The 21,465-nt window shown below is 67.0% G+C and carries 26 protein-coding genes and 1 tRNA gene; 11 read left to right on the top strand and 16 right to left on the bottom strand.

Annotation, left to right across the window (positions count from 1 at the left end; genetic code table 11):
• Positions 1 to 59: 59 nt before the first annotated feature.
• Positions 60 to 146: transfer RNA gene (locus J0J10_RS11260), tRNA-Leu, on the bottom strand.
• A gap of 192 nt (positions 147 to 338) precedes the next feature.
• Between J0J10_RS11260 and J0J10_RS11255 the strand changes: the two genes are divergently transcribed.
• Positions 339 to 1,343, top strand: a complete 1,005-nt coding sequence (locus J0J10_RS11255; RefSeq protein ID WP_291646696.1) for a complex I NDUFA9 subunit family protein — start codon at positions 339 to 341, stop codon at positions 1,341 to 1,343.
• Positions 1,344 to 1,494: 151 nt separating this feature from the next.
• Here J0J10_RS11255 and J0J10_RS11250 read toward each other — a convergent pair whose 3' ends face one another.
• Positions 1,495 to 2,490 carry a 2-hydroxyacid dehydrogenase gene (locus J0J10_RS11250; RefSeq protein WP_291646589.1) on the bottom strand — a complete coding sequence of 332 codons (996 nt, stop codon included), beginning with the start codon at positions 2,488 to 2,490 and terminating at the stop codon, positions 1,495 to 1,497.
• 307 nt (positions 2,491 to 2,797) lie between these two features.
• Between J0J10_RS11250 and J0J10_RS11245 the strand changes: the two genes are divergently transcribed.
• Complete coding sequence (locus tag J0J10_RS11245; protein WP_291639989.1) at positions 2,798 to 3,331, top strand: SH3 domain-containing protein; 534 nt, start codon at positions 2,798 to 2,800, stop codon at positions 3,329 to 3,331.
• A 29-nt stretch (positions 3,332 to 3,360) separates the two neighbouring features.
• Here J0J10_RS11245 and J0J10_RS11240 read toward each other — a convergent pair whose 3' ends face one another.
• Positions 3,361 to 4,122, bottom strand: coding sequence for an META domain-containing protein (locus J0J10_RS11240; RefSeq protein WP_291646588.1), 762 nt, complete (start codon positions 4,120 to 4,122; stop codon positions 3,361 to 3,363).
• Positions 4,123 to 4,178: 56 nt separating this feature from the next.
• A complete protein-coding gene (gene irr / locus J0J10_RS11235; RefSeq protein WP_291646587.1) occupies positions 4,179 to 4,643 on the bottom strand; it encodes a Fur family transcriptional regulator Irr in 465 nt (154 codons plus the stop codon).
• A gap of 287 nt (positions 4,644 to 4,930) precedes the next feature.
• Between irr and fabA the strand changes: the two genes are divergently transcribed.
• From fabA to J0J10_RS11210, 5 genes are all read left to right on the top strand, one after another.
• Positions 4,931 to 5,443, top strand: coding sequence for a 3-hydroxyacyl-[acyl-carrier-protein] dehydratase FabA (gene fabA / locus J0J10_RS11230; RefSeq protein WP_291646586.1), 513 nt, complete (start codon positions 4,931 to 4,933; stop codon positions 5,441 to 5,443).
• Between the two features lie 231 nt (positions 5,444 to 5,674).
• Positions 5,675 to 6,901 (top strand): beta-ketoacyl-ACP synthase I, encoded by a 1,227-nt coding sequence (gene fabB / locus J0J10_RS11225; protein WP_291646585.1) that lies wholly within the window; start codon positions 5,675 to 5,677, stop codon positions 6,899 to 6,901.
• A 7-nt stretch (positions 6,902 to 6,908) separates the two neighbouring features.
• Positions 6,909 to 7,181 (top strand): DUF3303 domain-containing protein, encoded by a 273-nt coding sequence (locus J0J10_RS11220; RefSeq protein ID WP_291646584.1) that lies wholly within the window; start codon positions 6,909 to 6,911, stop codon positions 7,179 to 7,181.
• Between the two features lie 93 nt (positions 7,182 to 7,274).
• Positions 7,275 to 8,108: an enoyl-ACP reductase FabI gene (gene fabI, locus J0J10_RS11215; protein ID WP_291646581.1), complete on the top strand. Its 834-nt coding sequence runs from the start codon at positions 7,275 to 7,277 to the stop codon at positions 8,106 to 8,108.
• 113 nt (positions 8,109 to 8,221) lie between these two features.
• Positions 8,222 to 8,467 carry a DUF2188 domain-containing protein gene (locus tag J0J10_RS11210; protein WP_291639975.1) on the top strand — a complete coding sequence of 82 codons (246 nt, stop codon included), beginning with the start codon at positions 8,222 to 8,224 and terminating at the stop codon, positions 8,465 to 8,467.
• 6 nt (positions 8,468 to 8,473) lie between these two features.
• Here J0J10_RS11210 and J0J10_RS11205 read toward each other — a convergent pair whose 3' ends face one another.
• The 5 genes from J0J10_RS11205 to J0J10_RS11185 all read right to left on the bottom strand — a co-directional run bounded on the left by J0J10_RS11205 (position 8,474) and on the right by J0J10_RS11185 (position 11,754).
• The gene (locus tag J0J10_RS11205; RefSeq protein WP_291646580.1) at positions 8,474 to 8,839 is read right to left on the bottom strand and encodes a hypothetical protein; all 366 of its coding nucleotides are present in this window, start codon (positions 8,837 to 8,839) and stop codon (positions 8,474 to 8,476) included.
• A 121-nt stretch (positions 8,840 to 8,960) separates the two neighbouring features.
• Positions 8,961 to 10,154 carry an O-succinylhomoserine sulfhydrylase gene (gene metZ, locus J0J10_RS11200; RefSeq protein ID WP_291646578.1) on the bottom strand — a complete coding sequence of 398 codons (1,194 nt, stop codon included), beginning with the start codon at positions 10,152 to 10,154 and terminating at the stop codon, positions 8,961 to 8,963.
• Positions 10,155 to 10,295: 141 nt separating this feature from the next.
• Complete coding sequence (arsC, locus tag J0J10_RS11195) at positions 10,296 to 10,715, bottom strand: arsenate reductase (glutaredoxin) (RefSeq protein WP_291639970.1); 420 nt, start codon at positions 10,713 to 10,715, stop codon at positions 10,296 to 10,298.
• Entirely contained in the window at positions 10,712 to 11,410 is a 699-nt protein-coding gene (locus J0J10_RS11190; RefSeq protein ID WP_291646576.1) for an aquaporin, read from the bottom strand. Before J0J10_RS11190 ends, arsC begins: the two co-directional genes overlap by 4 nt.
• Positions 11,407 to 11,754 carry an ArsR/SmtB family transcription factor gene (locus J0J10_RS11185; RefSeq protein ID WP_291646574.1) on the bottom strand — a complete coding sequence of 116 codons (348 nt, stop codon included), beginning with the start codon at positions 11,752 to 11,754 and terminating at the stop codon, positions 11,407 to 11,409. The genes J0J10_RS11190 and J0J10_RS11185 overlap by 4 nt, the downstream gene beginning before the upstream one ends.
• 46 nt (positions 11,755 to 11,800) lie before the next feature.
• Here J0J10_RS11185 and J0J10_RS11180 point away from each other — a divergent pair, with 46 nt between their 5' ends.
• Positions 11,801 to 12,325, top strand: a complete 525-nt coding sequence (locus tag J0J10_RS11180; RefSeq protein WP_291646573.1) for a DUF6428 family protein — start codon at positions 11,801 to 11,803, stop codon at positions 12,323 to 12,325.
• Positions 12,326 to 12,369: 44 nt separating this feature from the next.
• Here the strand turns inward: J0J10_RS11180 and J0J10_RS11175 are convergent, their stop codons facing one another.
• The 3 genes from J0J10_RS11175 to J0J10_RS11165 all read right to left on the bottom strand — a co-directional run bounded on the left by J0J10_RS11175 (position 12,370) and on the right by J0J10_RS11165 (position 15,075).
• On the bottom strand, positions 12,370 to 13,146 hold the full coding sequence (locus J0J10_RS11175) for an ABC transporter ATP-binding protein (protein ID WP_291646571.1): 777 nt from the start codon (positions 13,144 to 13,146) through the stop codon (positions 12,370 to 12,372).
• On the bottom strand, positions 13,122 to 13,874 hold the full coding sequence (locus J0J10_RS11170; RefSeq protein ID WP_291646569.1) for an ABC transporter permease: 753 nt from the start codon (positions 13,872 to 13,874) through the stop codon (positions 13,122 to 13,124). Before J0J10_RS11170 ends, J0J10_RS11175 begins: the two co-directional genes overlap by 25 nt.
• A gap of 175 nt (positions 13,875 to 14,049) precedes the next feature.
• Entirely contained in the window at positions 14,050 to 15,075 is a 1,026-nt protein-coding gene (locus J0J10_RS11165; RefSeq protein ID WP_291646568.1) for an ABC transporter substrate-binding protein, read from the bottom strand.
• Positions 15,076 to 15,230: 155 nt separating this feature from the next.
• Between J0J10_RS11165 and J0J10_RS11160 the strand changes: the two genes are divergently transcribed.
• From J0J10_RS11160 to J0J10_RS11150, 3 genes are all read left to right on the top strand, one after another.
• Positions 15,231 to 15,701 (top strand): Lrp/AsnC family transcriptional regulator, encoded by a 471-nt coding sequence (locus J0J10_RS11160; protein WP_066478449.1) that lies wholly within the window; start codon positions 15,231 to 15,233, stop codon positions 15,699 to 15,701.
• A 260-nt stretch (positions 15,702 to 15,961) separates the two neighbouring features.
• Positions 15,962 to 16,648: a fumarylacetoacetate hydrolase family protein gene (locus J0J10_RS11155; RefSeq protein ID WP_291646566.1), complete on the top strand. Its 687-nt coding sequence runs from the start codon at positions 15,962 to 15,964 to the stop codon at positions 16,646 to 16,648.
• A gap of 66 nt (positions 16,649 to 16,714) precedes the next feature.
• Positions 16,715 to 17,644 carry a dihydrodipicolinate synthase family protein gene (locus J0J10_RS11150; protein WP_291646564.1) on the top strand — a complete coding sequence of 310 codons (930 nt, stop codon included), beginning with the start codon at positions 16,715 to 16,717 and terminating at the stop codon, positions 17,642 to 17,644.
• Positions 17,645 to 17,746: 102 nt separating this feature from the next.
• Here J0J10_RS11150 and J0J10_RS11145 read toward each other — a convergent pair whose 3' ends face one another.
• From J0J10_RS11145 to J0J10_RS11130, 4 genes are all read right to left on the bottom strand, one after another.
• Positions 17,747 to 18,529 (bottom strand): ABC transporter ATP-binding protein, encoded by a 783-nt coding sequence (locus tag J0J10_RS11145; RefSeq protein WP_291646562.1) that lies wholly within the window; start codon positions 18,527 to 18,529, stop codon positions 17,747 to 17,749.
• A gap of 160 nt (positions 18,530 to 18,689) precedes the next feature.
• Positions 18,690 to 19,682, bottom strand: a complete 993-nt coding sequence (locus J0J10_RS11140) for an ABC transporter substrate-binding protein (RefSeq protein ID WP_291646560.1) — start codon at positions 19,680 to 19,682, stop codon at positions 18,690 to 18,692.
• Between the two features lie 60 nt (positions 19,683 to 19,742).
• The gene (locus J0J10_RS11135) at positions 19,743 to 20,561 is read right to left on the bottom strand and encodes an ABC transporter permease (protein WP_291646559.1); all 819 of its coding nucleotides are present in this window, start codon (positions 20,559 to 20,561) and stop codon (positions 19,743 to 19,745) included.
• Positions 20,558 to 21,406, bottom strand: a complete 849-nt coding sequence (locus J0J10_RS11130) for an IclR family transcriptional regulator (protein ID WP_291646558.1) — start codon at positions 21,404 to 21,406, stop codon at positions 20,558 to 20,560. Before J0J10_RS11130 ends, J0J10_RS11135 begins: the two co-directional genes overlap by 4 nt.
• Positions 21,407 to 21,465: the final 59 nt, after the last annotated feature.

Below are 21,465 nucleotides of genomic sequence, written 5' to 3'. Positions count from 1 at the left end.
GCGGATACCCAATAAGCCCTTACAAAACCGTAACTCTTTCTCCTGCTGAGGAAAAAGAGTGGTGCCCAGGAGAGGACTCGAACCTCCACGCCCTTGCGAGCGCCAGCACCTGAAGCTGGTGCGTCTACCAATTCCGCCACCTGGGCAACGAGGGTCCGTTTAGGGGGGGCGGACGCGCCTGTCAACGGCCTAGCCGACGAAATTATCAGGCGGCTGTGCAGAGTACTCTGCAGCGGGCGGCGAGGCGTTGCGCCGCCTTCACAGTTGGGATGCGATGAACTAGGACAGGCGCGAGAGAAACCGCTTCCAGCGCTTCAAAAATCGGAGCTCGCGTGACCATGGCGAACCTGCCTCCCGCTCAGCAACTCGTCACCGTCTTCGGCGGCTCGGGCTTCCTCGGGCGGCATGTCGTGCGGGCGCTCGCCCGGCGCGGCTATCGCGTCAGGGTCGCTGTGCGCCGGCCCGATCTCGCGAATTTCCTGCAGCCGCTCGGCATTGTTGGCCAGATCCATGCGGTGCAGGCCAATCTGCGCTACCCTGATTCGGTCGCTGCCGCGGTGCGGGGCTCGGATGCGGTGATCAATCTGGTCGGTATCCTCAGCGAGAGCGGCCGGCAGAATTTCTCCAACGTTCAGGCTCAGGGTGCGCGCACCGTCGCTCATGCCTGTGCCAGCCTCGGCATCGAGCGTCTCGTCCAGATCTCGGCGCTCGGCGCCGACGCCGATTCGAAATCGCGCTATGCCAGCACCAAGGCGCAGGGCGAGGCGGCGGTGTTGGAACAGATCGAGAGCGCGGTCGTGCTGCGCCCTTCGATCATGTTCGGGCCGGAGGATACCTTCTTCAATCGTTTCGCCTCGCTGGCCCGCATGCTGCCGGTGCTGCCGCTGGTCGGTGGTGGCGAGACCAAGTTCCAGCCTGTCTTCGTCGGCGATGTCGCCAGGGCGGTCGCGCTCGCGATCGACGGCAAGGTCGCGGGCGGCAAGGTCTATGAGCTCGGCGGGCCGGAAGTGAAGAGCTTCCGCGAACTGGTCGAATATGTCTGCGAGGTCACCGGCCGCCGGCGCTTCATCGCTTCGCTGCCGATCCCGCTGGCACGCTTCCAGGCCCGGATCCTCGAGATCGTCAACACGCTCTCGCTCGGTCTGCTGCCGGACGAGTTCCTGCTGACCCGTGACCAGGTCACCCTGCTGCAGAGCGACAACATCGTCTCCGAGGCGGCGCGCAAGGACGGCCGCACGTTCGCGGGCATCGGCATCGCGCCGGTCTCCTTCGAGGCGGAGGTGCCGTCCTATCTCTGGCGCTTCCGCAAGGCCGGGCAGTTCGCCACCTCGCGCGGCGGCTGAAGATTGGCTCCGGGGCAGGGCCCCGGAGCGCGCAGCGTTCCCCAGGGACACGGCACGGCCGCGTGCGCGCGCTGTCGATCTGACTGCGCGCGCGACGGCGTGCTTCGTCGGAACGGGTCCTTAAGCTGCCGGGCAGGCCTTCAGGCTGCGCTCAGAGCATGCTCGGCAGCACGCGATCCGGCGGCTTGTGCCCGTCCATGAAGGTCTTGATGTTGACGATGACCTTCTCGCCCATATCGGCGCGGCCCTCATGTGTGGCCGAGCCCATATGCGGCAGCACCACGACACGGTGCTGGCGGGCGAGCTTGAGCAGGCGCGGATTGACCGCCGGCTCGTGCTCGAACACGTCGAGCCCGGCACCGGCGAGTTCGCCGGCCTCGAGCATGCGGGCGAGCGCCGTCTCGTCGACGATCTCGCCGCGCGCCGTGTTCACCAGGATCGCATCCGGCTTCATCAGCTTCAGCCGGCGGGCCGAGAGCAGGTGATAGGTCGCCGGCGTATGCGGGCAGTTGACCGAGACGACGTCCATCCGCGCCAGCATCTGGTCGAGCGAATCCCAATAGGTGGCGTTGAGCGCCTCCTCGGCCCGCAGGTCGATGCGGCGGCGGTTATGGTAGTGGATCGACAGGCCGAAGGCGGCGGCGCGGCGCGCCAGGGCCTGGCCGATGCGGCCCATGCCGACGATGCCGAGGCGCTTGCCGGTGATCCGGCGTCCGAGCATCCAGGTCGGCGACCAGCCGCCCCATTCGTCATCGGTGATGACGCGCGCGCCTTCGGCGATGCGCCTGGCGACGGCGAGGATCAGCGCCATCGTCATGTCGGCGGTGTCGTCGGTGAGCACGCCCGGCGTGTTGGTGACGGTGATGCCGCGCTGCACGGCGCTGGCGACGTCGATATTGTCGACGCCGTTGCCGAAATTGGCGATCAGCCGCAGCTGTTCGCCGGCCTGGGCGATCAGGCCGGCATCGAGCTTGTCGGTCACGGTCGGGACCAGCACGTCGGCGGTCTTCAGCGCCTCGACCAGCGCCGCCTGGCTCATCGGCGTATCGTCGAGATTGAGCCTTGCGTCGAACAACTCGCGCATCCGTGTCTCGACGACAGCGGGCAGCTTGCGCGTAACGACGACCAGAGGCTTCTTCTTCGACATAAGCGGCTCCTCCGGGGCGCTCGGCGCAGGCGCTGCGCCTGATCGCCGACTGCTCCCAACACACGGGCGCCGCCCGTCTCGTTTCCGCCTCAACCCGCCATTAACCGAGGCGCTTCAGGAATGGGGCGAGTGGCGTTTCGACGACCGGCAGCCGATCTGTTGTCTAGAGCAGGATGCGGCAAAGTGGAAACCGGATTTTCGTGCGAGATCGCCGCCGGGCTCGGTCGCCTTTTGAGGCGCACGGCCCGACGCCGCGCCGTGGCGGCGCCCGGCAGGCATGAAGGAGTTTGAAAGGATGGCGGCTAGCATGAGGGGTGCACTCGCCTGCCTGGCGCTGGCATTGATGGCGGGGCTTGCTCTGACATCGCCGCGTGCGGTCGCACAGGAGCTGGCCGTCGGCCAGGTCAGCGGCCTGCCGGTGCCGCGCTATGTCAGCCTGAAGTCGGACCGCGTCAATCTGCGCGAGGGGCCGTCGAAGGAGCATCGCACCAGCTGGGTCTTCCAGCGCGCCGGCCTGCCTGTCGAGATCACGGCCGAGTTCGAGACCTGGCGGCGCGTGCGCGATGCCGATGGCACCGAGGGCTGGGTGCTGCACAGCCTGTTGTCCGGGCGCCGCACGGTGCTGGTCGCGCCCTGGTCCAAGGTGAAGGGCGAGACGTTCGCCCTGCGCGACTCGGCCAGCGACAACGCCGCGATCCTCGCCAGCCTCGAGCCGGGCGTGATCGCCAATGTCCATTCCTGCCCCGGCGGCGGCTGGTGCAATGTCACGGTCAACAAGATCAACGGCTATCTGCGCCAGGACCGTCTCTGGGGCGTCTATCCCAACGAGAAGCTGAACTGAGTCGCGGCCGCCCGCTGACGGGCGGCCGGTCACATCGCCGAGAAGGTCATCATCGGCCGGCCGCGTCCATCGAGCAGGACGAGCTTGCCGCGCGCCGGATCGGTGCGCCAGCGCCGAACCTCGCGCAATCCGGCGAAGAATTTCTGCTCCTGGTTCATCGCGGCGGGCGTGCAGGCCATCTGCGTGGCGGCGACCGGTCCGAAGCTGATTCGCGTGCCGGTGATTGTGGCCGAGCCGCTCATCCGGTTGCAGCCGCCGGAGCCGCTCACCCTGCCGTCGGCTGCGATTTCGAGCACTGTCTGCAGCCGGTCGATCACCCCCGCTCGCCGGATATCCTCGAGCAGCCAGCGGCCGACGGGCGAGGCTTTGCGCTCCGGGGCAGGCGAAGGCGAGGCGGCGACACGCTCGACGCGGATATCCGTCAGCTCCGGCCCGCCATCGAAAATGCCGTGATGGCTGGTGTTGATGAAGAGCAGCTGCCCGCGGTGCAGGATGCGGGCCTGCAGCGCATAGCGCCGGCGCGGCTGGATCTGCGTCCGGTCGAAGTGCAGCACATAGCGCGCGGGGTTGCGCGCGCCGCTGACCCTGGTCTCGGCGATGATGCGCGCCGGCGCATCGGCGAGCGAGACGTCCAGCAGCTTGACCTCGACGATGGCGCCGGGCGGCAACGCGATGCGCTCGCGATAGGAGACCGTCCCGCGCAGGGTCCTTGTGGTGGCGAAGGCTCCTCCTGCCGGCAGCAGCAGCCCGAGCGCCAGGGTGGCGACGAAAGCACGCCGCGATGCAGTCATGATATGAAATCCTGTTCTTGTCGCAGCGCTCCGGCCCGTTCCGGCCCGGAAATGCCTCAGCCGTCGATCTTGCGCAGGCGGACGACGACGTCGACGCGCGCGATCTCATAGCCTTCGGGCGGCGGCGGAAGCTCCGCGACATCGACCGCGGAGGCGGGGATGTCGATCACCTTGTCTTCGCCGTCGACGACGAAATGATGGTGGTCGCTGCTGTCGGTGTCGAAGAAAGTCTTGGCGCCGTCGATCGCCAGTTCGCGCAGCAGGCCCGCCTGGGTAAACTGATGCAGCGTATTGTAGACCGTCGCGAGCGAAACCGGCACCCGCGCCTTCATCGCTTCTTCATACAGCATCTCGGCGCTGACATGCCGGTCGCCCTTGGCGAAGAGCAGCCAGCCGAGCGAAACGCGCTGGCGTGTCGGCCGCAGGCCGACGCGGCGCAGGCGCAGGCGCACGTCGTGGAACGGACATCCCTGGCGCGCGCTCGATCCGTAGCCCAGGTCTTGTGGCGTCAGATCGTTCATGCTGCGGGTCCGCCTCCGGAGTTTGCTGCCGGCAGGCGAAAGGCCTCCGGCTCTTCCTCGATTTAAGGCTTCGATCCTCGGCCCGCAAGCGTCGCGGCACCGCGCCGCGCCTTTGCATCTGCGGCGTGCCGGCTGCGGCGCGACGGTTCGGGAGCAGGTCGGGGCGCGGGGCCGGGTCATCCACGCCCTGGCGCGCTTGCGCCCTTTCGTTTCCCGGCGACACCGTGTTAGGCACGCGTCACGAGAAATGACCGCCTTGTCGGCGGCCGGAACGGAGCGGAACGGGAATGGCGCGGCAATCGTCTTTCAGCTACGAGGAGATCCTCGCTTGTGGTCGCGGGGAGCTGTTCGGGCCGGGCAATGCGCAGCTGCCGCTGCCTCCGATGCTGATGTTCGATCGCATCACCGAAATCAGCGAGGAAGGCGGCCCGCACGGCAAGGGCTTTGTCCGCGCCGAGTTCGACATCCGCCCGGACCTTTGGTTCTTCGACTGTCACTTCAAGGGCGACCCGGTGATGCCGGGCTGCCTCGGCCTCGATGCGCTCTGGCAGCTCACCGGCTTCTTCCTCGGCTGGCTCGGCCTGCCGGGCCGTGGCCGCGCGCTCGGTGTCGGCGAGGTCAAGTTCGCCGACCAGGTTCTGCCGAGCGTCAAGCAGGTGGTCTACGGCGTCGAGTTCAAGCGCGTCTTCAAGTCGAAGCTGGTGCTGGGGATCGCCGATGGCTGGCTCGAGGCCGACGGCAAGCGTATCTATACGGTCGCCGACATGCGGGTCGGTCTGTTCAAGCCGGAAGCGGCCTGAGCGGAAACAGCTCGGGCGGACCAGGACGGGCCGGCTGCCGGCTCGTCGGACGAAACCGCTCTGAAACGCCGAAATCGATCACGTTTGTGATCTTGGACGAGAGTGATCCCGGATCATCGTGATCGAGGCGCCTTGCGTTCGCCGCCTGCGCGGTCCATTTGCGCAGGAGCTGACCTTTATGGGGTCCGGGGCTGGCTTCCCGGCCCGTCACCAAAGAGCCGGAGAAACAGCATGAGACGCGTTGTGGTCACCGGGATGGGCATCGTCTCGTCCATCGGCAACAATACGCAGGAAGTGCTGGCTTCGCTGCGCGAGGCCAAATCCGGCATCTCCTATGTCCCGGATTTCGAGAAGCACGGCTTCCGCAGCCGTGTCGCCGGCGTGCCGACGCTCGTCGCCGCCGATGTCGTCGACCGCCGCGCCATGCGCTTCCATGGCGGCGGCACGGCCTGGAACCATGTCGCCATGGACCAGGCGATCCTCGATTCCGGGCTCGAGGCTGCGGAGATCAGCCATGAGCGCACCGGCATCGTCATGGGCTCCGGCGGTCCCTCCACCCGTGCCCTGATCGATGCCTATGACAAGGCGTGCGAGAGCGGCTCGTCCAAGAAGGTCGGCCCCTTCGCGGTGCCCAAGGGCATGTCCTCGACCGCGTCCGCGACGCTCGCGACCTGGTTCAAGATCAAGGGCGTGAACTATTCGATCTCCTCCGCTTGCGCGACCTCGAACCATTGCATCGGCAATGCCTACGAGCTGATCCAGTGGGGCAAGCAGGACGTCGTCTTCGCCGGCGGCTGCGAGGAGCTCGACTGGACGCTGTCGGTGCTGTTCGACGCCATGGGCGCGATGTCGTCCAATTTCAACGAGACCGCCGCCCGGGCCTCGCGCGCCTATGACGTCAACCGCGACGGCTTCGTGATCGCGGGTGGTGCCGGTGTGCTCGTGCTCGAGGAACTCGAGCACGCCAAGGCACGCGGTGCCAAGATCTATGGCGAGATCGTCGGCTATGGCGCGACCTCCGACGGCTACGACATGGTCGCCCCGTCCGGCGAGGGCGCGGTGCGCTGCATGCGCATGGGGCTCCAGGGCGTCAACGCCAAGGTCGACTACATCAACCCGCATGGCACCTCGACCCCGGTCGGCGACGGCAAGGAGATCGAGGCGATCCGCGAGGTTTTCGGCGCCGGCGAGAAGAGCCCGCCGATCTCCGCGACCAAGTCGTTGACCGGCCATTCGCTCGGCGCCACCGGCGTGCAGGAGGCGATCTACTCGCTGCTGATGCTGAACAACGACTTCATCTGCGAGAGCGCTCATATCGACGAGCTCGACCCGGCCTTTGCCGACATGCCGATCGTGCGCAAGCGCATCGACAATGCCGGCCTCGGCTGCGTGCTCTCCAACTCCTTCGGCTTCGGCGGCACCAACGCCACCATCGTGATGAAGCGCCTGGAGGCCTGAGCACGCCATGCTGTTCATGGTGATCGAGCATTTCGATCAGGGGCGCGTGAAGGATGGCTACGCTCGGTTCGCCGAGCGGGGCCGGATGGCACCGGACGGGCTGCGCTACGTCGACAGCTGGGTCGCTGCCGATCTTTCACGTTGCTTCCAGGTCATGGAATGCGACGACATCACCTTGCTGCAGCAATGGGTGCTTGCCTGGGGCGATCTCGTCCGTTTCGAGATCGTGCCGCTCGCGACCTCGAAGGCGACCGCCGCAGCCCTGAGCGGGCAGACCTGACCGGCGCCGCGAGGCGCCTGATCCGCTCCGGGCTTCCGGGGCGGTGAAAATGCCGCTATGAGCGGCAATTGATCGCAGCCAGACCGGAACCCCATGCTTCCCTTGATGCACAACAAGCGCGGCCTCGTCATGGGCGTCGCCAACCAGAATTCGATCGCCTGGGGCATCGCCCGCACCTTGCACGCCCATGGTGCCGAGATGGCCTTCACCTATCAGGGCGAGGCGCTGGGCAAGCGCGTCAAGCCGCTCGCCGAGAGCATCGGCTCGAAGCTGATCATTCCCTGCGATGTCGAGGACATCGCTTCGGTCGACGCGACCTTCGCGGCGCTGGACGAGGCCTGGGGCGGCGATCCCGAGCGCAACACGCTCGATTTCCTGATCCACGCCATCGGCTTCTCCGACAAGAACGAGCTCAAGGGCCTCTATGCCGACACCAGCCGCGAGAATTTCTCGCGCACCATGGTGATCTCCTGCTTCTCCTTCACGGAGGCAGCCAAGCGCGCCGCCGAGCGTATGCCGCAGGGCGGCAGCATGATCACGCTGACCTATGGCGGCTCGACCCGCGTGATGCCGAACTACAATGTCATGGGCGTCGCCAAGGCGGCGCTCGAGGCGAGCATGCGCTATCTCGCGGCCGATTACGGCCCGCGCGGCATCCGCGTCAACGCGCTCTCGCCCGGACCTGTGCGCACGCTCGCCGGCGCCGGCATCTCCGACGCCCGTGCGATGTACTCCTGGCAGCGGACCAATTCGCCCCTGCGCAAATCGGTGTCGCTCGAGGATATCGGCGGCGCCGCGCTGTATTATCTTTCCGATCTTTCGGGCGGCGTCACCGGCGACATCCATCATGTCGATGCCGGCTACAACATCACCTCGATGCCGGTGCTCGACGGGTTGCGCGCCGCCGATTCCGGCAATGGCGAATAGGTCGGGCGGCGGAGCGCGGCCCTTCCCTCGATCGGCCTGACGGCGTTATCCTCGCTCATGGTGGAACCCGACGCGGCCGCGGCGGTTCGACCTGTGAGCGATGGAGAATGCTCATGGTCATCGTCAAATACGAGGTCGTCCAGCACGATGGCGGCTGGGCCTATAAGGCAGGCGGGGCGCTCTCCGAGACGTACCGGACGCATGATGCTGCGCTGAAGGCGGCCGAGAAGGCGGCGGCGCGGCAGAAGCGGCCTGGCACCACCGACGGCATCGTCTACCAGGACGCCGATGGCCGATGGCATGAGGAGCTCGCTGACGGACGCGACCGGCCGGGAACGCGCGTCGTCGACGAGCCCTGAGCCCTCTCAGTTCTGGGTGAAGAAGGTCAGCAGCACCTTGCCTTTCTCGCCGAGCAGGCAGAGGAACCGGCGCGGCTTGTCGGAGCGATCGGTCTTCAGATAGGCCTCGCCCATGATGATGCGCGTGATCCGCGTATCCTCGACCTTGGTTTCCGAGGTCGCGATCGTCAGCCCGTCCTCGTCGATCACGATGTCCTTGATCTCGGGCTCGCGCGCGGTGATCGCCACCATCGCCGTCGATTTGCAGGCCGCAAGTTCGGGCGATGCCGGCTTCTCGACCGGCGCGGGCGAGGCCGGCGAGGCGTTCTGCGCCAGGGCAGGGGCGGCGAGAAAAGCGAGCAGCGCGGTCGTGCAGGCGATGTGTCGGAGCATGTGAACCTCGGTTGCTGTCGAGGTTCAACGCGGATCGGCCTGCCGGGTTCAATTCTGCCGCGGCGCTCATCGTTCCAGGCCAGCGTCGCTGCGGCCGGAAGGACGGGCGGCGGCCCCGAATTCAGCCGCCCAGCGCCTGCTGGAGATCGGCGATCAGGTCGTCGGCGTGCTCGAGGCCGATCGAGAGGCGGATCAGCCCATCGCCGACCCCCATGCTGGCGCGCACTTCCGGCGTGAAGCGCTGGTGCGTCGTCGTCGCCGGGTGGACGATCAGGCTCTTGGCGTCGCCGAGATTGTTGGAGATGCGGATCAGCCTGAGCCTGTTGAGGAAGCGGAAGGCGCCTTGCTTGCCGTCGGCAACCTCGAAGGCGATCAGCGTCGAGGGGCCGCTCATCTGCCGGGCGATGATCTCGGCTTGCGGATGCTCGGGGTCGCCGATGAAGGCGACATGCGGGAGTTCCTTGCGGCTCTTCAGCCATTTGGCGACCGCTGCCGCATTCTGCGCCTGCTGGCGGATGCGCAGTGGCAGCGTCTCCAGCGCCTTCAGCATCACCCAGGCATTGAAGGGCGACAAGGCCGGGCCGGTCTGGCGCAGATAGGTCTGGATATCGCCCTCGATCAGCGCCTTCGCGCCGAGGATGAGCCCGCCCAGGCAGCGGCCCTGACCGTCGATGTGTTTGGTCGCGGAATAGACCACGAGATCGGCGCCGAGTTCGAGCGGGCGCTGGAAAAGCGGCGTGGCGAAGACATTGTCGACCACGAGGATGATGCCGGCCTCTTTGGCGATCGCGGCGACGGCGGCGATGTCGATCACCTCCAGCGTCGGATTGGCCGGGCTCTCCAGGAAGAACAGCTTGGTGTTGGGCTTGATCGCGGCACGCCAGGCGGAAGGGTCGGTGCCATCGACCAAGCTCGACTCGACGCCGTAGCGCGGCAGGTGATCCTCGATGACGTAGCGACAGGAGCCGAACAGGGCCCGCGCCGCAACGACATGGTCGCCGGCGCGCACCGGCGCCATCACGGCCGCAGTGACGGCGGCCATGCCGGTCGCGGTGGCGCGGCAGGTCTCGGCACCCTCGAAGGCGGCCATGCGCTGCTCCAGCATGGCGACGGTGGGATTGGACAGGCGTCCGTACTGGAAGCCGGGATCGGTGTTGAGGAAGCGGCCCTCGCTCTGTTCGGCGCTGTCGTAGACATGGCCCTGCGTCAGGAACAGCGCCTCTGAGGTCTCGCCGAATTGCGAGCGCAGCGTGCCGGCATGGACCAGTCGGGTTTCGGGGTGCAGAGCTGTTGTGTCTGCCGCTTCGATGCTCATGACCCGCCATCCGTTTCGTTCGTTATAACGGACGAAGCGAATATCACCGTCGATTGTGTTCGTAAAGGCGAACGTTTTTCCCTTCTAGGGACTGCCGCCGGCCGTGCTGTGTCAGGATTACGGGATGGGCGGTGCCACGCCTCAGCTTCGCGGGCTGCTGGAGGGAACGACCAGTTCGCCATCCTCCTTGATGAACGGCCCGATCTGCGGGTTCGGCAAGATCTGCAGCACCTCTTCCGAAGGCCGGCAGAGCCTGGTTCCCTTCGGCGTCTCGACGATGGGACGGTTGATCAGGATCGGGTGCGCCAGCATGAAATCGACCAGTTCGTCATCCGTCCATTTCGCATTGCCGAGATCGAGCTCGGCATAGGGCGTGCCCTTTTCACGCAGCAGCCCCCGCGCGCCGATCCCCATGGCCTCGATCAGTTCGATGAGCCGGGCGCGATCTGGCGGTGTCTTGAGATACTCGACGATGACGGGGTCTTCGCCGCTCTTTCGGATCATGGCGAGCGTGTTGCGGGAGGTGCCGCAAGCCGGGTTGTGGAAGATCGTGATGGTCATGGTCGTCCCTCGGCGGCTCGGATTTCGGTATTGTCTGTGCGCGCTGACAACAACCATGTCATCGCGGCCAATGCGCAGAGCGCGCCTGCCAATTCGGCCAGGATGAAGCCCGGCAGGTCGATGGCCCGGATTCCGGCGAATGTGTCGGTCAGCGATCGTGCGATCGCGACCGCCGGGTTGGCGAAGGAGGTCGAGGCGGTGAACCAGTAGGCCGCTGCGATGTAGAGGCCGACCAGCCAGGGGACGGCGCTCCGTTCGAAGCGCAGCCCGGCGAGGATGGTCGCTGCGAGCCCAAAGGTTGCGAGCCCTTCTGAGAGCCATTGCTCGCCGCCGGTTCTGATCCTGGAAGAGGCGTGCAGCAACGGCAGCGCGAACATCGCATGCGCGACCAGGGTTCCGGCGATGCCGCCGACCGTCTGGACGAGTATGTAGAGCCCGGCATCCCGGCGCGGCAACTCGCCTCTGAGCGCAAGGATCAGGCTGATCGCCGGGTTGAAATGTGCGCCCGAGACCGGCCCGAGCACGGTGATGAGCACGACGAGCATCGCCCCGGTCGCCAGCGTGTTGGCGAGCAGGGTCAGCGCCGGGTCGCGGGCGAGCGTGTCCGCCATGATGCCGGAGCCGACGACGGTCGCGACCAGGAAGGCTGTGCCGATGGATTCGGCCGCGAGGCGCTGGGGCAGAGCGCTGCTCATGGCGATCCGGCCGCGCAGCAATCGGCCAGCGCGGCGACCGCTGGACCGCAGATCGCGGGATGACCCTGGCAGCAATCACGCATCAGGAAAGCGACGAGGCCCGACAGCGCCGGATAAGCCACGCTGTAGATGATCGAACGCGCCTCGCGGCGCGACTGGACCAGGCCTGCCTGCTCGAGATGGCTGAGGTGGAAGGAAAGCCGCGACGAGGAGGCGCCGACCGTCTCGCCGATCGCGCCGGCGGCGAGCCCGTCCGGCCCCGCCGTCACCAGCAGTCGGATGATGCGCAGTCTGGTTTCCTGCGAGAGGGCCGAAAAGGCGGCGAGGGCTTGCGCTTCCGTCATTTTCATCTCAACATCTCAATAGAGATTGAAATGAAGGTAGCCGAAGATGCCGATCGAAGCCAGCCCCTCGTCGGTGGATTTTCAGGGCGATGCCCTGCTCGGGACGCTTCTCGATGCTCTCGAACCCTATGCGGCCCTGCCCCTGCTGTTCGACTATGCCGGGCGGACGATCCAGCCCGGCTATCACCTGACCGAGGTCAAGGCAGGGGCTTTCGTCACGCTCGACTGTGGCGGAAATCCCGACCGCTGGCAGGAGACAATCCTCCAGATCGAGGACCTGCCGGCGAGTGATGGCGACGGCTGCATGCCGGTCGGAAAATTCCGGTCGATCCTCGACCGGGTCGCGGCGCGAATCGCATTGGCGGCGGATGCCCGCCTGACTTTCGAAGTTGGCAGGCCGGACGAGCCGATGCGGATCTTCGATCTCGCTGCGCTCGCGCCGCAGCAGGGTCACGTCCTCCTGCGGCTCATGGCGCGATCGGCCATCTGCAAGCCGCGTCACCGCGTAGCGCGCCAAGCCACCAGCCCGGCATGCTGTGCGCCGGCATCATTGCAGGCGGGCTGCTGCTGATCGACTGCGCCGGAGCCGGCGCCGCCGTTCCGTGCGGGGCGGGCTCAGATCGCCGCGCCGTCGCTCACCGTATCGGCGCCGAGGTCGACGCGCACCGCCCGCACGATCTCGGCTTCCGCCGCCGCGCCGCGCCGGCGCGGATGCGGCGCCGAAATCCGGTGCTCGGCGATGATCTGGCCGGGCGCGCCGGAGAGCACCACGACCCGGTCCGCGAGATAGGCGGCCTCGTCGATGTCGTGGGTGACGAAGAGCACGGTCTTGCCGGTGCGCTGCCAGACGCGGATCAACTCGTCCTGCAGCGTCTCGCGGGTCAGCGCATCCAGCGCCGAGAAGGGCTCGTCCATCAGGAGGATCTCGGGCTCGACCGCGAGCGCACGGGCCAGCGAGACGCGCTGGCGCTGGCCGCCGGAGAGCTGGTGCGGCCAGCGCTGGGCGAGGCTGCCGAGGCCGACGAGGTCCAGCGTCTCCTGCGCCTTGGCGTGGCGCTCGCTCCGCGAGGCCCGGCCTTCGAGACCGAAGCCGACGTTGGAGACCACCTTTCGCCAGGGCAGCAGGCGCGAATCCTGGAAGACCAGGGCGACCGGCCGGCGCGAATTATCCTTCGCGTGGATCGTCACCTCGCCGCCGCTCGGCCTGGCGAGGCCGGCGATGACGCGCAGCAGCGTCGACTTGCCGACGCCGGAGGGGCCGACAATGGCGAGGAATTCGCCGCGCGCGACCTGAAGGTCGAGTTTGCGCAGCACCTCGGTCGCCTCTCCGTCGCGGGTGAAGGTCAGCGACAGGCCCTTGATGTCGATCACGCTTTCCAACGCAGCACCCATTTCTGGAAGGCGACGAAGGCAGTGTCGAGCAGCCCGTAGAGAGCAGCCATCGTCAGCATGTAGATCACCACGAGATCGGTCGCGAGCAGGCTCGAAGCCTGCATCATGCGCTGGCCGACCCCGGCGACGCCGAAGATCTCGGCCGCGACCACGGCCATCCAGGCCTGGCCGAGCGCGGTGCGCACGCCGACCAGGATGCCGGGCATCGCCGCCGGCAGCAGGATCTTGGTGAGGCGCTGCCACGCCGAATGGAAGCCGAAGGCGTCGGCGACCTCGATCAGGTCGCGGTCGACGCCGCGGATCGCGCCCTGCGCCGCGAAGAACACGATCCAGAACACGCCGATCGCGATGATGAAGACCGCCGCCTGCGGGCTGACGCCGAACCAGATGATCGCGAACGGGACCCAGGCGAGGCCGGGGATCGGCCGCAGCAGGCGCACCACCCAGGCACTCAGCTCCTCGGCGATCTTCGACATACCGGTCAGCACGCCGAGCGCGATGCCGAGCCCTGCGCCGGTGCCGAGCCCGATGAAATAATGCCCGAGCGAGCCGGCGATCGCCGACAGCCAGGCGCCCGACTGGACCTCGCGCAGGAAGGCGGCCGGCAGCGCGCTCGGCCCGGGCAGGAAGGCCGGGTTGACGATGCCGAAAAAGGGGATCGCCTCCCACAGCAGCAGGAAGGCGACGAGGCCCGTCAGGGCTAGGGCCGGGGCCCGCAATGACTGCAAGATCGTTCCTCTGGGGGGCGTTGGCACAACCCGCCGTCATTCCGGCCGCAGCGAAGCGGAGTGCCGGAATCCATCGAAGGGAGTTGCGCTCTACGATGGATTCCGGAGCTGAGCCGCTTCGCGGCTCGTCCGGAATGAGGGTGCGTCGCGTGCTTGTGTGGGCGGGCGATCGCCGTCAGCCGGCCGCCTTGAGCGCCCGCTCGTAGAACTGCGTCTCGAACAGGCCGTCGAAGGGCAGCTCCTTCTCCAGCGAGCCGAGCTTGACCTGATAGGCCTGCATGGCCCGCGCCGGTGCGATGATCTTGCGCGGATCGATCTCGAACTTGCTGGCTGGGGAGACCAGCGCCTTCTGGATCAAAGCGGGGTCGACGATACCCTTGCCGAGCGCGGCGCCGACATGGGGGGCGGCCTTGTCCGGCGACTTGGCCAGCAGGTCGGCGGCGCGGACGAGGCCGTTGACCAGCTTCTGGACAGCGTCGGGGTTCTTGGTGACGAAATTGCCGGAGGCGGCGACGACCGTGCCCGGCTGGCCCGGGAAGAGTTCCTCGCCGCCGGCGATCAGCTTGATGCCGGGATTACGGGTCTGGACGATGGTCAGGGCCGGCTCGCGCACGATCGCGCCCTCGACGGCGCCGGCGAGCACCGCCTGCTGAGTCGCGTCGATGCCCATCGGCACGATCTCGACATCGGCCTTGTCGGCCTTGGCGACCTCCCAGAGCCAGTATTGCAGCACGGTGTTCGGCACCGAGCCGGCCGGCTGCGTGGCGAGCCGCGCGACCTTGCCGGTCGCGGCCTTGTGCGCCTTGAAGGCGGCCGCTGCGGCCGTGCCCGCCGTGAAGAATTTCGCCAGCGCGGGGGCCGCGACGAAGACGTTCTCACCGGTCGCGGTCGAGGCGACGACACGGATGTCGACGCCGCGCGAGCGGGCGACGGCAAGCGGCGCGACGCCGGCGACGTAAAGGTCGATCGTGCCCGAGGCGAGCGCCTGGATCATGTTCGGACCGGATTCGAACACGGTGAAGGCGGGCTCGATCCCGGCCTGTTTCAGCCAGCCCTCGCCATTGGCGACGAAGATCGGCGCAGTGCCGATGATCGGGATGTAGCCGATGCGGGCGGCAATCGGCGCCTGCGCGCGGACGCCGGCGAAAGGCGTGGCGGCGAGCAGCGAAGAGCCGGCGAGCAGGAACTGGCGGCGGTCCATGGCTTAATCCCTCGATCAGCGTGTGTATCTCAGCCTATTGACGTCTGATAAAAGGATTTTCTATCTAATGACAATAACTCGCCGGTAAAAAGAAATTCCTTCTAACGATGCCGGTTCAGAGAAATAATTCGTCTCGAAATCCAAGGATCTATGGAATGGACGCGATCGACCGGAAGATTCTCACCGTCCTGCAGGCGGACGCCAACATCTCGATCGCGGAGCTCGCCGACCGTGTCGGCCTTTCGCAGACACCGTGCTGGAAGCGCATTCAGCGCCTGGAGCAGTCCGGCGTTATCACCAAGCGTGTCGCGCTGGTGGCTCCGGAGCGGATCGGGCTCGGGCTCACCGTCTTCGTCCAGATCGAGACGGCCGACCATTCCGGCCCCTGGCTGGAGAAGTTCGCCCAGAGCGTCGCGGCGATGCCGGAGGTGATGGAATTCTACCGCATGGCCGGCGATGTCGATTACATGCTGCGCGTCGTCGTCGCCGACATGGCCGCCTATGACGGCTTCTACAAGAAGCTGATTGAGACGATCCCGCTGAAGAACGTCACCTCGCGCTTCGCCATGGAGCGGATCAAGGCGACCACCGCCTATAAGGTGCCGGACCTGCCGAAGGCGTCGTGATCGACGCTTCGGCCTGACACTTACCCTCATCCTGAGGAGCGCTCCGCAGGAGCGCGTCTCGAAGGATGCGCCAGAGAGGCTCCGGAACCAGCTGGAGCATCCTTCGAGACGCAAGCTCCGCTTGCTCCTCAGGATGAGGGCTGGGGAGAGGAGGCTTGCCGGGAATGCCGGCATTGCAGGCCGGTCCCGCCTGCGGTGGGCCTTGCCGAAGCCGGCTTGCTCCCGCATGAACGCTCTGGATTTCTCGAACGAGGCGCGCCATGTCCAGCTATGTCATCGACCCGCCGAAGGTTGCCGCTGCCCCAGTCGCAGGCGGCGGGCTCTTCCCGGTGCGCCGCATCTTCTGCGTCGGGCGCAACTACGCCGAGCACACCCGCGAGATGGGCGGTGATCCCGATCGCGAGGAACCCTTCTTCTTCACCAAGCCGGCCGATGCGCTCCTGACCGCTGGCGCCGACATGCCCTATCCGACCAGGACCGCCGATCTGCACCACGAGATGGAGCTCGTCGTCGCGATCGGGAAGGGTGGCAAGGACATCGCCGAGGCCGATGCGCTCGGCCATGTCTATGGCTATGCCGCCGGCCTCGATATGACGCGTCGCGACCTGCAGGCCGCCGCCAAGAAGGCCGGCCGGCCCTGGGACATGGCCAAGGGCTTCGACCTCTCGGCGCCGATCGGCGAGATCGTGCCGGCGGCCAGGGCCGGCCATCCCGATGCCGGACTGATCGAGCTCAAGGTCAACGGCAAGGTCCGCCAGAGTTCCGATCTCGCCAAGCAGATCTGGAACGTGCCCGAGACCATCGCCTATCTCTCCGGCCTGGTCGAGCTCGCACCCGGCGACCTGATCCTGACCGGAACGCCGGAAGGCGTCGCCGCGGTGGTGAAGGGCGATCTGCTGGAAGGCTCGATCGCCGGCGTCGGCAGCGTCCGCACCCGCATCGTCTGAAGTTTCGGCCTCGGCCGGCCGCCCTTGCGGCCGCTCCGCGATTATCGTGAACAGGTAGGATCGAACATGCGTCTGACTCCCGAAGCCGGCGGCGTCTTCCCGATCGCCCCGACCCCGTTCATGCCCGACGGCGCTGTCGACTGGAACTCGGCCGACAAGCTCTTCGAGTTCTATGCCGATATCGGCTCGGACGGCGTCACCGTGCTCGGCATCATGGGCGAGGCGCCCAAGCTCGAGCCGGAGGAATCGGTCGGCCTCGTCAAGCGCGCGGTCGCGAAGATGGGCGGCAAGCCGATCATCGTCGGCGTTTCGGCTCCGGGCTTCGCCGCGATGCGCTCGCTCGCCCGCCAGGTCATGGATCTCGGCGCCGGTGGCGTGATGATCGCGCCGCCGCCGAGCCTGCGCACCGATGACCAGATCACCGGCTATTACGCCCAGGCCGTCGAGGCGATCGGCACCGACATCCCCTTCGTCATCCAGGACTATCCGCTGACGCTCTCGGTGGTGATGACGCCCGCCGTCATCCGCAAGATCATCCAGGACAACCCCTCCTGCGTGATGCTGAAGCACGAGGATTGGCCGGGGCTGGAGAAGATTTCGGCCCTGCGCAAGTTCGAGGCCGAGGGCAGCCTGCGCCATGTCTCGATCGTCACCGGCAATGGCGGCATCTTCCTCGATTTCGAGATGGAGCGCGGTGTCGACGGTGCCAATACCGGCTATGCCTTCCCGGAGCTGCTGATCGACGTCGTCAGGCTGAGCAAGGCCGGCAAGCGCGACGAGGCGCATGACATCTTCGACGCGCATCTGCCGCTGATGCGCTACGAGCAGCAGCAGGGCGTCGGCCTTGCGGTGCGCAAATACACCATGATGAAGCGCGGCATCCTCGCCCATGACGCGCAGCGCAAGCCGGGTTCCGCCCTGTCCGCAGCGGCCAAGGCCGAGGTCGATTACCTGCTCGCCCGCCTCGCCAGGCACGATCCGCGCGCCGAGCTCTGAGTCCGCCCGGCAAGGCTTTCCGCAACGCAACATGGCGGCGCTCCGGTCAAAACCGGAGCGCCGTTTTTGCTTGGCGCCCCGCTGCGGCCGGGCGCGGATGTCTCAGTACTTGATCACGCCGAAGCGCCGGAAGGCGTCGTGGATGCGGTCGGCGTAGGTGTTGAAGCTCGGATAATCGCCGAGATGGGCCGGGCGCGGCCGCGGCAGCTCGATCTTGATCTCGTCGACGATCCGCCCCGGCGTCGGCGACATCACCAGCACCCGGTCAGAGAGGCCGATCGCCTCGTCGATCGAATGGGTGATGAAGACCACGGTCTTGGCTTGCTCCAGCCAGAGCATTTCGAGATCGTGCCGGATCTGGGTGCGGGTGATTGCGTCGAGCGCGCCGAAGGGCTCGTCCATCATCAGCACGGACGGGTCGTGGATCAGCGCCCGGGCGATCGAGACGCGCTGGCGCATCCCGCCCGAGAGCTGCTTCGGATAGCGATCGACGGCATGCGAGATGCCGAGCTTCTTGAAGAGTTCGAGCGCCCGCTCCTTCGCCGGTGCGAGCGGCAGGCCACGGATCTCGGCCTGGAGCATGACGTTCTGCAGCGCCGTCCTGAATTCCAGCAGGAGATGATCCTGGAAGACGATGCCGATATCGGTCAGCGGCTCGCGCAGGGGCTTGCCGTTGACCAGGAGTTCGCCGCTGCTGGTCGGGATCAGCCCGGCCGCCATCAGCATGAAGGTGCTCTTGCCGCAGCCGGACGGGCCGATCAGGCTGACGAACTCGCCGCTCCTGATGTCGAGTGTCAGCCCGTCGACGGCGGTGAAGCCGCCGAAGCTCTTGACGATGCCGCGCCCCTCGATCGAGGCGGCGGCGGAAGCGGCTGTGGCGGTCATTCTTCGTTCCCAGTCGAGAGCCGATCCGTCATTTCGGGCAAGCCGCGAAGCGGCGTAGACCCGGAATCCATCGAAGGGCGTCCTGCTCTACGATGGATTCCGGCGCTCCGCTTCGCTGCGGCCGGAATGACGGCGCGTTTCCGTTGATGCTCCGTGCGGCTTAAGAGCAGGCCGGCGGCGAGGCCGGCAGCAGCTCGGTGGTGTAGTAGTCGGTGATCGGCTTGTCCTTGGGCAGGCCGAGATACTGGGTCAGCAGCTCGAAGCTGGTGTTCCAGTTCTTCTCCGGCACCTTGCCGAGCGCGGTCGCGCCGGGAGCGCAGAGCAGCTTGTTGACCACCTCGAACTGGGCCAGCACCTGCGCCTTCTTCACCGCGGGGAACTGCGCGACGACGGCGTCGGCGGCGGCATCCGGGTTCTTGCGGGCGGCGTCCCAGCCCTGCAGGCTCGCCTCGATGAACTTTTTGTAGAGGTCCGCATCGGCCTTGATCTTGTCGTCGCGCGCGATGATCGAGAGGCCGACCGTCGGCACGCCGACATCGCGGTAGAACATGTCGCGCACCTTGAAGCCGCGCTCGCGGATCTGGATCGAGTGGAAATCGGCGCCACCCAGGATCGCGTCGACCTTCTTCTCGAGCAGCGCGCCGACGAAGGCGCCGGGATCGATGTTGATGACGTCGACCTTGCTCTTGTCGATCTGGTTCGAGGCGAGGATGGCGTCGAGCAGGATCGTCTGCGCCGTGCCGGGCTGGACCGCGAGCTTCTTGCCGACCAGGTCCTTGGGCGAGGCGATGCCGCTGTCTTCGAGCGAGATGATGGCGAAGCCATTGGTCTGCAGCACGGGGGCGATGATCTTCACCGGCGCGCCCTTGGTGCGCAGCTGCATCGCGGCCGGCGCATCGGCGAAGCCGACATCGCTCTGCCCGGTCGCGACCATCTGCGCCGTCGTGCCCGAGCCCTTGCCTTCCTCGATCGTCAGATTGATCCCGGCCTTCTCATAGAGGCCCATCTGCTTGGCCATCATGAAGCCGGCATTGGGCGCGGCGGCGAGGAAGTTCAGCGTGATCTTCATCGGCTTGCCGCCGGCCTGGGCGAGCGCGCCCGTGGTGCCGAGCGCCAGCACGGCGGCTGCGGTGAGTAAGGTCCTTCTGAGCATGATCCTGTCCTCCCTTATGGTTCCGGTTTGCCCGGTTTGATGGTCGTGTTCCCTTAGCCTTCAGCCTTTACGCTGCCACGGCATCAGCAGCACTTCGAGCCCGTCGACGAGATAGCTGAACAGGATGCCGACGAAGCTCAGCGCCACCAGGCAGGCGAAGATCAGCGGCATGTCGAGGAAACTGGTCCCGCGCAGCAGGAGATAGCCGAGCCCGGCATTGGCGCCGACGAACTCGCCGACGATGGCGCCGGTCGCCGCGAACACCGCGGAGACCTTGAGGCCGGAGAAGATGTAGGTCAGCGCTGCCGGCACCCGGACATAGCGGAAGGTCTGCCAGGCCGAGGCGCCCATCGAGCGGGTCAGGTAGAGCACGCGCTCGTCCAGCGCCCGGAAGCCCGTCATGCTGGCGACCAGCGTCGGGAAGAAGCAGAGCAGGAAGGTGAGCAGCACCTTCGGGAACAGGCCGAAGCCGAACCAGACCACGAAGAGCGGCGCGATCGCGATCTTCGGCACCAGCTGGAAGAAGACGATCACCGGGTAGATCGCCTTCTCGAGCAGCTTCACCGAGACGATGACGTAGCCGAGCGGGATCGAGATCGCCGCCGCCATCAGGAAGCCGAGCACGATCTCGTTCGCCGTGACCAGCGTGTGCTGGAAGATCAGGGCGCGGTCGGTCCAGAGACGCTCGAAGAAGGCGCTCGGGACGGGGAGGATGTATTCCGGGATGCCGGCGGCCGGCACGAACCATTGCCAGGCGAGCAGCAGAACGGCGAAGCTCGCCAGCGGCCAGGCGATGGCGGAGGCCAGTGCGCCGGCTTTCGCGCCGCCGGTGGTGGCCGGTGCCGGAGCGGAAGTGGTGGTGGTGCTGTCCTGGCTCATGCGGCTGTTCCCGTTGCCGGTGCCGTAGCGCCCAGGCGTGGTGCCTGTGCTCCGGCCGGCGCGATCTGTCGGCGCCGCAGCGGCCAGATTTCGGCCATGGTCTGGGCGGCGCGCTGCAGGGCGGCGGCGATTTCTTCGCGCCTGGCTTCGTGCATGCGCTGCAGCGGGCCGGCGACGCTCAATGTCCCGGCGATGGCGGCATCCGGCTCGGGGCCGGCGCGGAAGGTCACGGCCATGGCGACGGTGCCGATCTCGCCTTCCTCGACGGCGAGCGCGAAGCCGCGCCTGCGGGTCTCGTCGAGATGGGCGCGTAAGGCATCGACGTCGCCCAGCGCGTTGGGGCCGGTGCGTCCTTCCGCCTTGAAGCCGCGGGCGCAGACGATGCGCAGCGCCTCCGCCTCCGGCAGGCTGGTGAGCCAGGCTTTTCCGGTCGCGGTGGCGTGCAGCACGATGTCGGTGCCCATTGGCGGTTCATAGCGCAGGCCGGCCGTCGCGCCCTGCGCGCGGGCGATCCAGACGAGATCCTCGCCTTCGACGACGGCGAGGCGACAATATTCGCGGGTGGTGCGGGCGAGCTCGTCGAGCACCAGTTGGCCGGCGTCGGGCAGGCCGCGCCGGTCGAGATTGCGAAAGGCGAGCTGGGCGAGTTTCAGCGTCAGCCCATAGGCGCCGGAGCTGGCATCCTGTGCCACCAGGCCGCGCTCGGCGAGCGTCGCCAGCAGGCGATGCGTCGCGCTGACCGGCAGGCCGAGCCGTTCGGCGAGCATGCTGAGATCGGCGCCCTCGGCCTCGTCGGCCAGGGCTTCCAGCATCTTCAATGCGCGCTCGACCGCAGCGATCGTCACCTGTTCCGTCCCGTTCGATGTTATAATTGGAAATGATTTCCAATTTGGATTTGATTTTC

The organism is Allobosea sp. (assembly GCF_017308075.1).
Classification (GTDB): domain Bacteria; phylum Pseudomonadota; class Alphaproteobacteria; order Rhizobiales; family Beijerinckiaceae; genus Allobosea.
Note: the sequence above shows the minus strand (reverse complement) of the source record. Positions and strands in the feature narration are given on the sequence as shown.